The sequence below is a fragment of the Intestinimonas sp. genome (genome assembly GCF_026169115.1).
Classification (GTDB): Bacteria; Bacillota; Clostridia; order Oscillospirales; family Oscillospiraceae; genus Intestinimonas.
Genome location: NZ_JAPFEA010000022.1, coordinates 1 through 14,038 on the forward strand (window position 1 = coordinate 1; position 14,038 = coordinate 14,038).

The following is a 14,038-nucleotide window of genomic DNA, read 5'->3' on the forward strand; positions in this document are numbered from 1 at the left end:
CCTGCTTTTTTTGGGTTTATTGCTTCGTATTGGGCGTATGCCTCATTTACACCTAAAAAATCACCCCCGGAGGCGCGGCGCGCGGGGGGGCCAACCCCCCCCCGCGTCCACATCTCATTCCGTCTGGCTGCGGATTGGCGCACAAAGTTTATCACAGGCCATCCGTTCTGTCAATGTTGGAACTGTCTATACTTGGGAAAAACAGAGGTTCACGTTCTGGACTTGGGGGTCTCCTTCGCAGGCGCGGGAGCCTCGGCCTTGGGGGCGGGGGTCTCCTTCGCAGGCGCGGGGGCCTCGGCCTTGGGGGCGGGGGTCTCCTTCGCGGGCGCGGGCGTCTCCGCCTTGGGGGCGGGGGACTCCTTCGCAGGCGCGGGAGCCTCGGCCTTGGGGGCGGTAGTCTCCTTCACAGGCGCGGAAGCCTCAGCCTTGGGGGCGGGGGTCTCCTTTGCGGGCGCGGGCGTCTCCGCCTTGGTCTTGGCAGCCGCTTTCTTGGGGGCGGACTTCTTTTCCGCCTTGGGGGCCGACTTTTTGGCCGCCGGCTTCTTCTCGGCCTTGGGGGCTGCCTTCTTGACGGCGGCTTTCTTTACAGCCGCAGGTTTTTTCTCCTGGATGGGGTCGGCTTCCGGTTCAGCCTGGACAGAGGGCTCCGCCGCCGGGACCGGAGCTGCTTCCAGCGACGGCTCAATAGGGCGGGGGATACCGGTGATCTGGTAGTAGACGTCCTCATATTCCCGGGCAGGGCTGTTCCAGCTGAAGTCCTTTGTCATGGCGTTGTGCTGGAGGACGCGCCAGCCCTCCTTGTCGTTGTGGTAGAGACCCACAGCCTCGCCCAGCACCCACACCATATCCCGGGCGTTGATGTTGGCGAAGGTGAAGCCGGTGTCGCCGAAGACGCCGTGGGGGATGACGGTGTCTCTCAGACCGCCGGTCTCCCGGACCACGGGGATAGTGCCGTAGCGCATGGCGATGAGCTGGCTCAGGCCGCAGGGCTCGGCCAGGGAGGGCATGAGGAAGATATCGGCGCCGCCATAGATGGCGGTGGAGAGGGCGGCGGAGTACTGGAGCCGGGCGGCGAAGCGGCCGGGATACTGAGCCTGGGCCTGACGGAAAGCCTCCTCAAAGTTCCACTCGCCGGTACCCAGGACCACCATCTGGACGTTCATGCCCATGATGTCGTGGATGGCGTCGGCCACCAGCTCGAAGCCCTTGTGCTTGACCAGCCGGGAGACGCAGGCGATGATGGGCACGTTGGGGTCCTCCCGGAGGCCCACCGCCTGCTGGAGGGCCCGCTTGCAGGCGGCCTTGCCGCTCAGGTCGTCGGCGGTGAAGGGGGCGGCCAGACCGGCGCCGTTGGCGGGATCGTAGAGACCCACGTCCAGGCCGTTGAGGATGCCCCGCATCTTCCAGCGGTTGTCGGCCACCACGCCCTCCAGACCGTGGGCGTAGAAGGGGTACTGGAGCTCGTTGGCGTAGGTGGGGGAGACGGTGGTGACATAGTCGGCGGCGTAGATGGCCCCCTTCATCAGGTTCACGTCCCCGTGGAAGGCCAGCATGTGTTCGTTCATGTAGCCGGGGTGGAGGCCCAGCAGGTCCTGGATGATCTGGTCGCCATAGCGGCCCTGATACTCGATGTTGTGGATGGTGTAGACGCTCTTGGTCCCCCGGAGCTGCCAGATCCGCTCCCGCTCCTCCAGCAGGTAGATGGGGACCAGAGCGGTCTCCCAGTCGTTGCAGTGGAGAATGTCGGGGTGCCAGTCCAGGTGGGCCGGGGTCTCAATGACGGCCCGGGAGAAGAAGGCGAAGCGCTCGCCGTCGTCATAGTGGCCGTAGATCTCAGCCCGCTTGAAATAGTACTCATTGTCCACAAAGAGGTAAGAGATGTTGCCCTCCCGCAGCTCGAAGACGCCGCAGTAGGGGGTGCGCCAGGCCAGACGGCAGTTCCAGTGGAAGAGAAAGCGCATCTTGTCCCGATACTGCTGGCTGATGCCCTCGTAGAGGGGGAGGATGACCTTTACGTCATGGCCCATGTCGGCCAGCTTCTGGGGGAGGGAACCGGCCACGTCGGCCAGGCCGCCGGTCTTGATGAAGGGGGCGACCTCAGAGGCTGCAAACAAAATATTCATAAATGACTCCTTTTCTCCTTCTCCGTCCGCGCTTTGCCCTCAGGACAGGGGCGGCGGCCGCCGTGCGGGGGAAGCCGCCGCCCGGATGGGCAGGGACGGGCCGCCCCGCAAGGCGGCCGCGTCTGTGCGCCGCTCCGCGCGGTCTGTGCGCCGGTTATACCACGGCGTTTTTGGCGATGGCCAGAGGATAGGTCTCATGGCCCATGAGCATCCGCCCGGCATTGACCTGGACGTTCTTATCGGTGATGGCGTACTTGAGCACGGCGCCCTCGTGGATCACCGAGCCCTGCATGAGGATGCAGTTCTGGACCTTCGCACCCTTTGCCACGGTGACGCCGCGGAAGAGGATGGAGTTTTCCACCTCGCCTTCGATGATGCAGCCGTCGGCCACCAGGGAGTTTTTGGACCTGGAGCCGGGGCCGTAGTAAGTGGAGGGGTTGGACATGTCCTTGGTCTTGATGGGCCGCTGTGGGTTGAAAAGGTCGGCCCGGACGGCGGGGTCCAGCAGCTCCATGCTGCGGGCATAGTAGCCGGCCACCGACTGGAGCCGGGCAGAATAGCCCTCGAAGGTATAGGACATCAGCTTGAGCCGCTTGGCCGAATCCAGCAGCACGCCCTGACTGAAGGAGGGGATGTTGTGGGCGATGCAGTGCTCCACCAGAGACATGAGAAGGTCCTTGCTCATGATGTAGACCTCCATGGACTCGCAGCCCATGGGGCTCACCGGGTGGACGGACACGTCGGTGATGAGGCCGTCCTCCCGGACGGTGAAGTAATCGGAGCTGCGGGCGTCCCCTCTAGGCACGGGGGTACACACGGCGGTGATGTCGGCGCCGGTGCGCAGATGCTGCTCAAAGACGTCGTCCAGGTCCAGATTCACCGCCACGTCGCCGCCGGCCAGGACCACATAGTCCTGGCGGATGCGCTCCAGGTAGGAGTAGACCCCGGACAGGGCGTCCATGCGGCCCCGGTAGTCCCCCTCGCGGTGCTTGTCGGCGTAGCCGAAGGGGGGGAGGATGCGCAGACCGCCGTGCTTGCGGGAGAGGTCCCAGTCCTTGCCGGAGCCAACATGGTCCAGCAGGGATTGATAGTTGGTGTGTACGATGAGCCCTACGTCGGAAATACCGGCGTTGAGCATGTTGGAGAGCATGAAGTCCACCACCCGATAGCGGCCGCCGTAGGGGATGGAGCAGGTGTTCCGGGGCTGGGAGAGCTCCCGGAGCTGAGGATTGGAGCGGTATGCGAAAATGATCCCGTGCAGCTTATTGGTCATTTCGCCGCACCCCCTTTCACGTTTCGGGTGACCATGGCCTTGGCCGGGACCACGGCGTTGTCACCCACCTTGATGCCTTCCGCCACCACGGCGATGCCCCACTCCTCGGGATCACCGTTGTCCGACGGCGGCGTGCCCACCCGGGCGCCGGCGCCGATGACGGCGTTTTCGGCCACGATGGCGTACTCCACCACCGCGCCCTCCTTCACCGTTGCGCCGGGCATGAGGATGGAGTAGCGGACCTTGGCGCCCTTCCCCACCGTCACCGAGTGGAAGAGGACGGAGTTTTCCACCTCGCCGTCCACCACGCAGCCGCCGGTCATCAGGGAATGGGTGACCACGGCGTCGGGACCGGTGAAGTGGGGGGGCTTGGTGGGCGTGCGGGCGTAGATGGGCCACTCGGCGTCATAGGGGTCGATGCCGCTGTGGACGGAGAGCATATCCATGTTGGCGTCCCACAGGGAGTCGATGGTGCCCACGTCCTTCCAGTAGCCGGAGAAGCGGTAGGCGGCCAGGCGCTCCTTGTTGGCCAGCATGGCGGGGATGATGTTCTTGCCAAAATCGTTGGCCGACTTCTCGTCGGCCTCGTCGGCGATGAGATACTCCCGGAGCTGTTTCCAGTTGAAGATGTAGATGCCCATGGAGGCCAGGTTGCTCTTGGGGCGCTTGGGCTTCTCCTCGAACTCGTAGATCATGTCGTTTTCGTCCACGTTCATGATGCCGAACCGGGGGGCCTCCTCCATGGGGACCTCCATCACCGAGATGGTGCAGGCGGCGTCCATGGCCTTGTGGTGTTCCAGCATCTGCTCGTAGTCCATCTTGTAGATGTGGTCGCCGGACAGGATCAGGACGTAATCGGGATCATACAGGGAGATGAAGCCGATGTTCTGATAAATGGCGTTGGCGGTGCCCTTGTACCAGGTGCCCTTGTCCCCCTCCTTCACATAGGGGGGGAGGATATGGACGCCGCCGTCGGAGCGGTCCAGGTCCCAGGGCTGGCCGTTGCCGATGTAGCCGTTGAGCTCCAGGGGCTGGTACTGGGTGAGGACGCCCACGGTATCGATGCCGGAGTTGACGCAGTTGCTCAGGGGGAAGTCAATGATGCGGTACTTGCCCCCAAAGGGGACGGCAGGCTTTGCTACTTTTGACGTCAGGGCTTTCAGGCGGCTGCCCTGTCCGCCTGCCAGCAGCATGGCGACACATTCTTTTTTCATCTCTATCACCTCTCGGTCAAAGTGGAGATCATCTGATCCGGGGGAGGGCTCATCCCTCCTTGGGAGTCTTCTTCACGGCGGGGTGCTGGGCCTTCGGGCGGACCGCCGGATGGGGGGCTTTTTCCTTCACCGCCGGCTTGGCGGCCGCCTTGCGGAGGGCGGGCTTGGCCGCCTTTTCCTTTACGGCGGGCTTGGCTGCGGCCTTGCGCACCGCCGGCTTGGCCGACGGCGTCTTTACCGCCAGCTTGCCCTCCTTCTTCCGGCGGGCGGGGAATTTACGGGTGCATTTATAGATGACGGAGCTCATGGGGGGCAGGGTGATGACAATGGACTGCTCCCGGCCGTGGCAGGGCTCGTAGGTGCTCTTCACCGGCTCCTTGTCCCCCCGGCCCTCGCCGCCGAACGCCTCGTCGTCGGTGTTGAAGATGCAGGTGTAGGCGCCGGGCACCGGCACGCCGATGCGGTAACCCGTCCGGTCCACCGGCGAGAAGTTGCACACCGTCACCAGGAAATCCCCCTTGTCGTCCTTGCGGAGGAAGGAGATGGTGTTGGCCTGGTTGTCGTCGGCGTAGATCCACTCGAAGCCCTCCCAGGAGAAGTCCTCCTGCCACAGGGCGGGCTGGGCCAGATAGAGGTGGTTGGCGGCCTGGAAGAAGTCCTTGGTCTTGCGGTTGATCTCATTGTCCATGAGGTGCCAGTCCAGGGAGTACTCGAAGTGCCACTCGTTCCACTGGCCGAACTCGCTGCCCATCATCAGCAGCTTTTTGCCCGGATGGGTGAGCATGTATGTATAGAAGGCCCGCACGCCGTGGAACTGCTCCTCGTAGGTCCCCGGCATCTTGTTGAGGAGGGAGCCCTTCATGTGGACCACCTCGTCGTGGCTGAGGGGGAGGATGAAGTTCTCCGAAAAGGCGTACATGAAGGAGAAGGTGATGTCCCGGTGGTTGTACTGCCGGAAGAAGGGGTCCAGCTTCATATAGTGGAGCACGTCGTTCATCCAGCCCATGTTCCACTTCAGGTTGAAGCCCAGCCCACCGTCGCTCACCGGGTGGGACACCTTGGGCCAGGCGGTGGACTCCTCGGCGATCATCATGACGTCGTCGTGCTCGGCAAAGATGCGCTCGTTGAGCTTGCGGAGGAAGTCCACGGCCTCCAGATTTTCATTTCCGCCGTGGATGTTGGGGACCCACTCGCCCCCCTGCCGGCCATAGTCCAGATAGAGCATGGAGGCCACCGCGTCCACCCGCAGGCCGTCGATGTGGAAGACCTCCAGCCAGAAGAGGGCGGAGGAGAAGAGGAAGGAGCGGACCTCGCTGCGGCCATAGTCAAAGACCCGGGTGCCCCAGTCGGCGTGCTCCCCCTTGCGCATGTCCTGGTATTCATAGCAGGGCTGCCCGTCGAACTCGTAGAGGCCGAAGGCGTCCTTGGGGAAGTGGGCGGGCACCCAGTCCAGGATGACGCCCACCCCGGCCTGGTGGAGCTGGTCGATGAGGTACATGAGGTCGTCGGGGGTACCGAAGCGGCTGGTGGCGGCGAAGTAGCCGGTACACTGATAGCCCCAGGAGTCATCCAGGGGGTGCTCGGTGAGGGGCATGAACTCTACATGGGTGAAGCCCATCTCCTTCACATAGGGCACCAGGTAATCGGCGATGCCCCGGTAGGAGAGGAATTCCCCATCGCCGGTCCGCCGCCAGGAGCCTAGGTGGACCTCATAGATATTCAGGGGTTGGTGGTAGACCGGGTTTTTCTTCCGGTGGTCCAGCCAGGACTGGTCGTTCCACTGGTAGGCCCCCAGCTCGTAGAGCTTGGAGGCGTTTCCCGGCCGGGTCTCGGCGTGGAAGGCGTAGGGGTCGGCCTTCATGAGGGTGCGTCCGTCCCTGGTGCGGATGGCATATTTATAGGTGTCGTAGCGGTCCAGACCGGGGAGAAAGCCCTCCCACAGTCCGCCGCCGATGGGGGAGAGAGGAGAAGCGTCCTCCTCCCAGCGGTTGAAATCTCCCACCACCGAGACGGCCTGGGCGTGGGGCGCCCAGACCCGGAACACATAGCCCTGTCTGCCGTCCTGCTCCTGGGCGTGTGCGCCCATAAAAGTCCAGGCACGGATGGCATCGCCGCTGGTATAGGCCCGGATGAACTCTTCTGCCTCCGGTTTCTTCTTGAGATCCATGGCTGCGCCTCATTTCTTTGGTAGTATAATCCAAGCATTTCCAAAGGAAATGGTCGAAGGTTGTCAATAACGCTAATTGGCCTAAATTTAGCTTTGGGTTATTTGTATGAATTATACAACACAAATAGCACCCCGTCAAGGTGCGGGGGGAGGTGGTTCATAAATTTTACGCATATTTTTCCGCTTTTTTGCCCGGAGCGCCCGGGGCGGCTCAGCCGGAGAGGAAAAGGGTGCGGAGCAGCCGCAGGAAGAGGCCGGGGACGGTGATGCGCGCCACCGCACGGTCAGCGGTCAGGGGAATGGTCTGGAGCTGGGTCCCGCCGGCGGAGACCACCAGCTCGCCCAGCTTCTGGCCGGCCTCCACAGGGGCCTCCACGCCGTCGGCAAGCCGAAGCTCGGTTGTGAGCTGATTGAGCTGGGCCTTCTCCACCAGGATGCGGCTGCCCTGCTCCAGCACGGGCTGGACGGTGTCGGCCACGCCCAGGGAGACGCTCACCGGCGGGATGGCCTGGTCGGGGCGGACATCCGCCAGGGTGTAGTTGGCAAAGCCGAAGGTGAGGAGGGCCTTGGCGGCGTCGAAACGCTGGGCGGAGGTGGGCGCGCCCAGCACCACGGCAATGAGCTCCATGCCCTCCCGCTGGGCGGTGGCCGAGAGACAGTAGAGGGCGGAGTCGGTGGAGCCGGTCTTGAGGCCGGTGCAGCCCTCAAAGTAGCGCACCAGCTTGTTGGTGTTGGCCAGCTGGAAGGCGCCGCCCCGGATGGTGTCCATCCAGATGGTGCTGTACTGCCGGATGCCGGGGTGCTCCAGAATGAGGGCGCGGGACATAAGGGCAATGTCATAGGCAGAGGTCAGGTGTCCCGCCGCAGGCAGGCCGGTGCAGTTGACAAAAGTGGTGTCGGTCATGCCCAGCTGGGCGGCCTTCTCGTTCATCCGGGCCACAAAGGCATCCTCGCTGCCGGCCAGGTGCTCGGCCAGGGCGACGGCAGCGTCGTTGCCCGACACCACCGCCACCGCCTTGATGAGCTCCTCCACGCTCATCTGCTCCCCCTCTTTCAGATAGACCTGGGAGCCCCCCATGGCGGCGGCGTGAGCGGAGACGGAGACCGGATCGGTGAGGGCGATGCGGCCCTCGTCCAGGGCCTCCATCACCAGCAGCAGGGTCATGACCTTGGTGACGCTGGCCGGCTCCCGTTTGTCGTGGGGGTTCTGCCCGCACAGCACAGCGCCCGTCTCCTTCTCCATCAAAACGGCGGCGGCGGCCTCCACCTGGGGGGCGCCGGCGGCCAGGGCGGCGGGAGAGAGGAGGGCGCTGACGCACAGCAGGGCGGCGAGGGTTCGTTTCATCATGGATCGTCTCCTCCATCATCGAAGATTCCTGTATGGAAAAGGATGTGGAGGCAGGGCCGGTTCTATACTGGAAAGAATGGGAAGGAAAGACTGGCTCAGAGCTCTTTTTTCATGGCGATGTCGGAGAGCTCGAAGGCCACATAGTCGTGCTCCTCATAGCGGAAGCCATAGGACTCATAGATATGGAGGGCGGCCTTCAAACTGTGGTGGGAGGTGAGGACCAGGGTGTGGACCCCCATGGCCCGGGCGGCGTCGATGGTGGCCTCCATGAGGGCCTTGCCCATGCCCCGGTTCCGATAGGGCTCCAGCACCCCGAACTTGAAGGGCTCGGCCACCCCGCTGCCGAAGGGCTCCAGCATCATCATGCCCACCGGGCGGCCCTCCGTCTCGGCCATAAGAATGCGCCCGCCCGCCGAGAGGACCCGTTCCGGGTGGCTGAGCTGTTCGATGTCCGCAGGCTCCAGAATGTCGTTTTCCTCCAGCCAGGGAAGTGAGATCTCCATCAGGGCGTCCTTGTCCTCGTCCCGGTAGTCACGGATGATAAAAGCTGTCTGCATGCCGATCCCTCCTGTTCTGTTTTCACTATCCTACCATACCTGTATCTCGTTGGCAATCAGCGAAGGGGACGGGGGGCACAAAAAGCAGAAATTACCGCCGGGGGAGCGTTCACATTTAATTTACATCCTGACCTATTGACTTTTGAACGGGCTGGTGGTAGATTTACATTAGCACTCAGGAGGAATGAGTGCTAAAACTACGGACGAGAGGTGAGCGGGGATGGATCTGACAGAACGAAAGAAAAAGATCCTCCGCGCCATCATCGAAAACTATATCCAGACGGCGGAGCCAGTGGGCTCCAAGGTGGTGGCCGCCACCCCGGGGCTCAACGTCTCCTCGGCCACCATCCGCAATGAGATGGCCGACCTGGAGGCCCTGGGCCTGCTGGAGCAGCCCCACACCTCGGCCGGGCGCATCCCCTCGCCGGGGGGCTATCGGGTATATGTCAACGAGCTCATGGAGGACTACCGCCTGTCGGTCCAGGAGACCCAGCGCCTCAATGAGGCATTGCACCTCAAGATGCGGGAGTTGGACCAGGTCATCGACCAGGCCGGTCGGGTGATCTCACAGCTCACCCGGTACCCCGCCTTTGCCCTGGCCTCCGGCTCCAGCCGGGTGACCATCCAGCGATTCGACCTGCTGATGGTCTCCAGCGACTCCTTTATCATTGTGGTGATGACCGACACCAATGTGGTCCGCAACCGGCTGGTGCGACTGCCCTCCGACCTGAGCGAGGCCCAGCTTCAGCTTTTGGATACGCTGCTCAATACCACCTTCACCGGCCTCACCCTGGACGAGATCACCCCGGAGCTCATGCGAGTGGCCTCCCACGCCGCCGGTGAAGCCTACGGACTCATCTCCCTTGTGGTCTCCTTCGCCATGGATGTGCTGGAAAGCCTGGAGCAGCGCACCGTCCACACCGCCGGCATCGCCAGTCTCCTGGCCCACCCGGAGTACCGGAGCCTGGACCGGGCAGCCCCCCTCATGAGCTATCTCAGCGAGGACCAGGACGCCGGGCGCTTCCCGGTGCCCCAGGGGGACCCCATGGAGATCCTCATCGGCCCGGAGAACGTGGCCGACGCACTCAAAGATACCAGCGTGGTGGTGGCAAGCTACGACATCGGGGACGGCATGCGCGGCGTCATCGGTGTGGTGGGCCCCACCCGGATGGATTATGCAAAGATCACCGCCCGCCTTTCCTACTTCGCCGCCGGGCTGAGCCGCCTCTTCGAGCAGGGCGGCCTGCCGCCGGGAGACGAAGGGGAGGAGCCGGACGACCCACTTAGGAGGTAATGGCTTGAGCAAGCAGGAAAAGAAACAGCAGGAAACAGCCGTGGAGGAAAAGCCTGTGGAGACGGAGCAGACCCAGACGGAGCCCCAGGCCGCGCCCGGACCCGAGAGGGCGGCTGACCCGCTGCTGGAGGAGCTGGAGAAGCTGCGAAAGCAGGCGGATGAGAAGGAGGACCAGTACCTCCGCCTGGCCGCCGAGTACGACAACTTCCGCAAACGCTCCCAAAAGGAGAAGGAGGGCCTTTACCAGGGCGCCAAGAGCGACGCCGTGGCCGCCTTCCTGCCGGTGTACGACAATTTGGAGCGTGCCCTCAAACAGGAGACCGCCGACGAGGCCTATAAAAAGGGCGTGGAGATGACCATGACCGGCCTGAAGGAGATCCTCACCAAGCTGGGCGTGGAGGAGATCCCCGCCCTGGGCGAGCCCTTCGACCCCGCCGTCCACAACGCCGTCATGCATGTGGAGGACGAGAACGCCGGAGAGAACACCGTGGTGGACGTCTTCCAGGCCGGCTTCCGGCTGGGCGACAAGATCATCCGGTTCGCTATGGTCAAGGTGGCTAACTAGCCCGAAGCGCGGAGGCGAGCGGAGCAGCCGTCATCCCAGATTCAGTTGTTAAAAATAAGTTTTCAACATATTGGAGGAATCGTTTATGTCTAAGATCATCGGTATCGATCTTGGTACCACCAACTCCTGCGTGGCCGTCATGGAGGGCGGCGAGCCCGTCGTCATCGCCAACGCTGAGGGCAACCGCACCACGCCTTCCGTCGTGGCCTTCTCCAAGGACGGCGAGCGGATGGTGGGCCAGGTGGCCAAGCGCCAGGCCATCACCAACCCCGACCGCACCATCATGTCCATCAAGCGCGAGATGGGCTCCAACTATAAGGTGAACATCGACGGCAAAGCCTATACGCCCCAGGAGATCAGCGCCATGATCCTCCAGAAGCTGAAGGCCGACGCCGAAGCCTATCTGGGCCAGAGCGTCACCGAGGCCGTCATCACCGTCCCCGCCTACTTCAACGACGCCCAGCGCCAGGCCACCAAGGACGCCGGACGCATCGCCGGCCTGGATGTCAAGCGCATCATCAACGAGCCCACCGCCGCCGCCCTGGCCTACGGTGTGGACAAGGAAAACGCCCAGAAGGTCATGGTCTACGACCTGGGTGGCGGCACCTTCGACGTGTCCATCCTGGACATCGGCGACGGCGTCATCGAGGTCCTCTCCACCTCCGGCGACACCCGGCTGGGCGGCGACGACTTCGACGAGGCCATCATGAACTGGATGGTGGCCGAGTTCAAGAGCTCCAACGGCATCGACCTCTCCGGCGACAAGGTGGCCATGCAGCGCCTGAAGGAGGCCGCCGAGAAGGCCAAGATCGAGCTCTCCGGCGTCACCTCCACCGCCATCAACCTGCCCTATATCACCGCCGACGCCACCGGCCCCAAGCACCTGGACCTGACCCTTTCCCGGGCCAAGTTTGACCAGCTCACCGCCAGCCTGGTGGAGCGGACCGCCGGCCCCGTCCGTCAGGCCATGAGCGACGCCGGCCTGAGCGCCGGCGACCTCACCAAGGTCCTGATGGTGGGCGGCTCCAGCCGGATCCCCGCCGTCCAGGAGATGGTGAAGAAGCTCACCGGCAAGGAGGGCTTCAAGGGCATCAACCCCGACGAGTGCGTGGCCATCGGCGCCGCCATCCAGGGCGGCGTCCTGGGCGGCGACGTGAAGGGTCTGCTGCTGCTGGACGTCACCCCCCTCAGCCTGGGCATCGAGACCATGGGCGGCGTCATGACCAAGCTCATCGAGCGCAATACCACCATCCCCTGCAACAAGAGCCAGGTCTTCACCACCGCCGCCGACAACCAGACCTCCGTGGAGGTCCATGTGCTCCAGGGCGAGCGTGAGATGGCCCAGTACAACAAGACTCTGGGCCGCTTCAACCTGGACGGCATCGCCCCCGCCCGCCGCGGCGTGCCCCAGATCGAGGTCACCTTTGACATCGACGCCAACGGCATCGTGAACGTCTCCGCCAAGGACCTGGGCACCGGCAAGGAGCAGCACATCACCATCACCTCCTCCACCAACATGTCCAAGGAGGACATCGACAAGGCTGTCCGCGAGGCCGAGCAGTTTGCCGCCGAGGACGCCAAGCGGAAGGAAGAGGTGGACGTCCGCAACCAGGCCGACCAGGTGGTCTACCAGACCGAGAAGGCCCTGGAGGACGCCAAGGACAAGATCGACGCCGGCGACAAGGCCAGCGTGGAGGCCGCCCTCAACAAGCTCAAGGAGACCTTGAAGGGCACCGACGTGGAGGCCATCAAAGCGGCCACCGAGGAGGCCAGCAAGGCGTTTTACCCCATCGCTGAGAAGATGTACCAGCAGGCCAACCCCCAGGGCGGTCAGGCCGGCCCCGATATGGGCGGCTGCGCCGGCGGGGACTGCGGCGGCTCCTGCGGCGCCGACACCGACCCCAACGTGGTGGATGCCGACTACAAGGTCGTGGATGACAACGACCAGCACTAAGTTTGAATCGAAACGGGCGGACTGTCCCACAGGGCGGCGCCCGATGGAAAGGGCAGGCGGGGTCGGAGACCCCGCCGCTTTCCGCGCAAAGAGGTGAAGACCAATGGAGGATCAGAAAAGAGATTATTACGAGGTCCTGGGCGTCAGCAAAGGGGCGTCGGAGGACGAGCTGAAGAGGGCTTACCGGAAGCTGGCCAAGAAATACCACCCCGACCTCAACCCGGGGGACAAGGCGGCGGAGGCCAGCTTCAAGGAGGTCAACGAGGCATACGAGGTCCTGTCCGACAAGGATAAGCGGGCCCGGTACGACCAGTTCGGCCACGCGGGGGTGGACCCCAACTTCAACCCCAACGGCGGCTTCGGCGGCTTCACCGATATGGGGGACATCGACCTGGGCGACCTGTTCGGCTCCTTCTTCGGCGGAGGCTTCGGCGGGGGCGGCGGCAGCCGCCGCAACGCCCCCCAGAAGGGCGAGACCGTCCGGGCCGGCGTCACCATCACCTTCGAGGAGGCGGCCTTTGGCTGCGAGAAGGAGGTCACGGTGAACCGCACGGAGCAGTGCGACGTGTGTAAGGGCACCGGCTGCGCTCCGGGCACCACGGCAGAGGTCTGCCCCGACTGCCACGGCAGCGGTACGGTGCGCATCCAGCGGGGGGGCGGCGGCTTCTCCTTCTCCACCACCACCTCCTGCCCCAAGTGCCGGGGCACCGGCAAGCTCATCCACCAGCCCTGCAAGACCTGCGGCGGCGGCGGGACCGTGCGGAAGCAGAAGAAGCTGGCCGTCACCATTCCCGCCGGCATTGACGACGGTCAGGCCGTCTCCCTCCGGGGCCAGGGCGGCGCCGGGCGCAACGGCGGCCCCGCCGGCGACCTGCTCATCGGAGTCACCGTCAAGCCCCACCCCATCTTCCGCCGGGAGGGGACGTCGGTCTATATGGACCAGAGCGTCTCCTTCGTCCAGGCGGCCCTGGGCGATGAGCTGGAGATCCCCACCATCGACGGCAAGGTCAAGTGGAACCTGCCCGAGGGCACCCAGCCCGGCACCACCTTCCGCCTGAGCGGCAAGGGCATTCCCAGCCTGAACGGCCGGGGCCGGGGCAACCAGTACGTCACCGTGAAGGTCCAGGTCCCCACCAACCTGAACAAGGAGCAGAAGGAGTCCCTCCGGGCCTTTGCGGCCTCTATGGGAGAGGAGCACGCCGGCGGAGACCCCATCAAAAACTTCTTCGAGAACCTGGGCAACAAAAAGAAAAAGTGATCCCCACAGCTCCACAGAAAGAGAAACGCCCCCTGATGCCTAGCATCAGGGGGCGTTTCAGGCTGTCAAAAAAGTAGAAATGCCTCAAATTTTGTGCAAGAGCCTCGCAGAGTTCCGTTGTCCGCAGACGACGGAATCAAATGAAATTGCGAATTGTCAAGTCAAGTGCAACAAAGAGCCAAAGAAGATTTCAAAGGGAGCGCGCCAGTCAAGGCATTTGCGGGGTCTGAAATTCATGAGGAAGACGAAGTCGTCCAGGAAGGCGTCAGAGAAAGCAGAGAAGTC

10 protein-coding genes are annotated in these 14,038 nt (G+C 63.7%); 4 read left to right on the plus strand and 6 right to left on the minus strand.

Features of this window, described 5'->3' with window-relative positions:
• Positions 1-209: 209 nt before the first annotated feature.
• The 6 genes from glgA to Q0Y09_RS01995 all read right to left on the minus strand — a co-directional run bounded on the left by glgA (position 210) and on the right by Q0Y09_RS01995 (position 8,682).
• On the minus strand, positions 210-2,123 hold the full coding sequence (gene glgA, locus Q0Y09_RS01970; RefSeq protein WP_297716860.1) for a glycogen synthase GlgA: 1,914 nt from the start codon (positions 2,121-2,123) through the stop codon (positions 210-212).
• A 154-nt stretch (positions 2,124-2,277) separates the two neighbouring features.
• Complete coding sequence (gene glgD / locus Q0Y09_RS01975) at positions 2,278-3,396, minus strand: glucose-1-phosphate adenylyltransferase subunit GlgD (protein ID WP_297716862.1); 1,119 nt, start codon at positions 3,394-3,396, stop codon at positions 2,278-2,280.
• Positions 3,393-4,610 carry a glucose-1-phosphate adenylyltransferase gene (locus tag Q0Y09_RS01980; RefSeq protein ID WP_297716864.1) on the minus strand — a complete coding sequence of 406 codons (1,218 nt, stop codon included), beginning with the start codon at positions 4,608-4,610 and terminating at the stop codon, positions 3,393-3,395. Before Q0Y09_RS01980 ends, glgD begins: the two co-directional genes overlap by 4 nt.
• Before the next feature lie 49 nt (positions 4,611-4,659).
• Positions 4,660-6,777: a 1,4-alpha-glucan branching protein GlgB gene (glgB, locus tag Q0Y09_RS01985; protein ID WP_297716867.1), complete on the minus strand. Its 2,118-nt coding sequence runs from the start codon at positions 6,775-6,777 to the stop codon at positions 4,660-4,662.
• 211 nt (positions 6,778-6,988) lie between these two features.
• Positions 6,989-8,125: a D-alanyl-D-alanine carboxypeptidase family protein gene (locus Q0Y09_RS01990; protein ID WP_297716868.1), complete on the minus strand. Its 1,137-nt coding sequence runs from the start codon at positions 8,123-8,125 to the stop codon at positions 6,989-6,991.
• 95 nt (positions 8,126-8,220) lie between these two features.
• A complete protein-coding gene (locus Q0Y09_RS01995) occupies positions 8,221-8,682 on the minus strand; it encodes a GNAT family N-acetyltransferase (protein ID WP_297716870.1) in 462 nt (153 codons plus the stop codon).
• 220 nt (positions 8,683-8,902) lie between these two features.
• On the opposite strand from Q0Y09_RS01995, the gene hrcA reads away from it, so the two are divergent.
• The 4 genes from hrcA to dnaJ all read left to right on the plus strand — a co-directional run bounded on the left by hrcA (position 8,903) and on the right by dnaJ (position 13,753).
• On the plus strand, positions 8,903-9,976 hold the full coding sequence (gene hrcA / locus Q0Y09_RS02000; protein WP_297716872.1) for a heat-inducible transcriptional repressor HrcA: 1,074 nt from the start codon (positions 8,903-8,905) through the stop codon (positions 9,974-9,976).
• Between the two features lie 4 nt (positions 9,977-9,980).
• Positions 9,981-10,541, plus strand: coding sequence for a nucleotide exchange factor GrpE (gene grpE / locus Q0Y09_RS02005; RefSeq protein WP_297716874.1), 561 nt, complete (start codon positions 9,981-9,983; stop codon positions 10,539-10,541).
• Between the two features lie 85 nt (positions 10,542-10,626).
• Positions 10,627-12,495: a molecular chaperone DnaK gene (gene dnaK, locus Q0Y09_RS02010; protein WP_297716875.1), complete on the plus strand. Its 1,869-nt coding sequence runs from the start codon at positions 10,627-10,629 to the stop codon at positions 12,493-12,495.
• Positions 12,496-12,598: 103 nt separating this feature from the next.
• Positions 12,599-13,753, plus strand: a complete 1,155-nt coding sequence (dnaJ, locus tag Q0Y09_RS02015; protein ID WP_297716878.1) for a molecular chaperone DnaJ — start codon at positions 12,599-12,601, stop codon at positions 13,751-13,753.
• The last annotated feature ends 285 nt before the right edge of the window (positions 13,754-14,038 follow it).

What these genes read in the sequence shown, in the direction of transcription:
- glgA (WP_297716860.1), bottom strand. Translation starts at nt 2,123, where the DNA reads ATGAATATTTTGTTTGCAGCCTCTGAGGTCGCCCCCTTCATCAAGACC.
- glgD (WP_297716862.1), bottom strand. Translation starts at nt 3,396, where the DNA reads ATGACCAATAAGCTGCACGGGATCATTTTCGCATACCGCTCCAATCCT.
- Q0Y09_RS01980 (WP_297716864.1), bottom strand. Translation starts at nt 4,610, where the DNA reads ATGAAAAAAGAATGTGTCGCCATGCTGCTGGCAGGCGGACAGGGCAGC.
- glgB (WP_297716867.1), bottom strand. Translation starts at nt 6,777, where the DNA reads ATGGATCTCAAGAAGAAACCGGAGGCAGAAGAGTTCATCCGGGCCTAT.
- Q0Y09_RS01990 (WP_297716868.1), bottom strand. Translation starts at nt 8,125, where the DNA reads ATGATGAAACGAACCCTCGCCGCCCTGCTGTGCGTCAGCGCCCTCCTC.
- Q0Y09_RS01995 (WP_297716870.1), bottom strand. Translation starts at nt 8,682, where the DNA reads ATGCAGACAGCTTTTATCATCCGTGACTACCGGGACGAGGACAAGGAC.
- hrcA (WP_297716872.1), top strand. Translation starts at nt 8,903, where the DNA reads ATGGATCTGACAGAACGAAAGAAAAAGATCCTCCGCGCCATCATCGAA.
- dnaK (WP_297716875.1), top strand. Translation starts at nt 10,627, where the DNA reads ATGTCTAAGATCATCGGTATCGATCTTGGTACCACCAACTCCTGCGTG.
- dnaJ (WP_297716878.1), top strand. Translation starts at nt 12,599, where the DNA reads ATGGAGGATCAGAAAAGAGATTATTACGAGGTCCTGGGCGTCAGCAAA.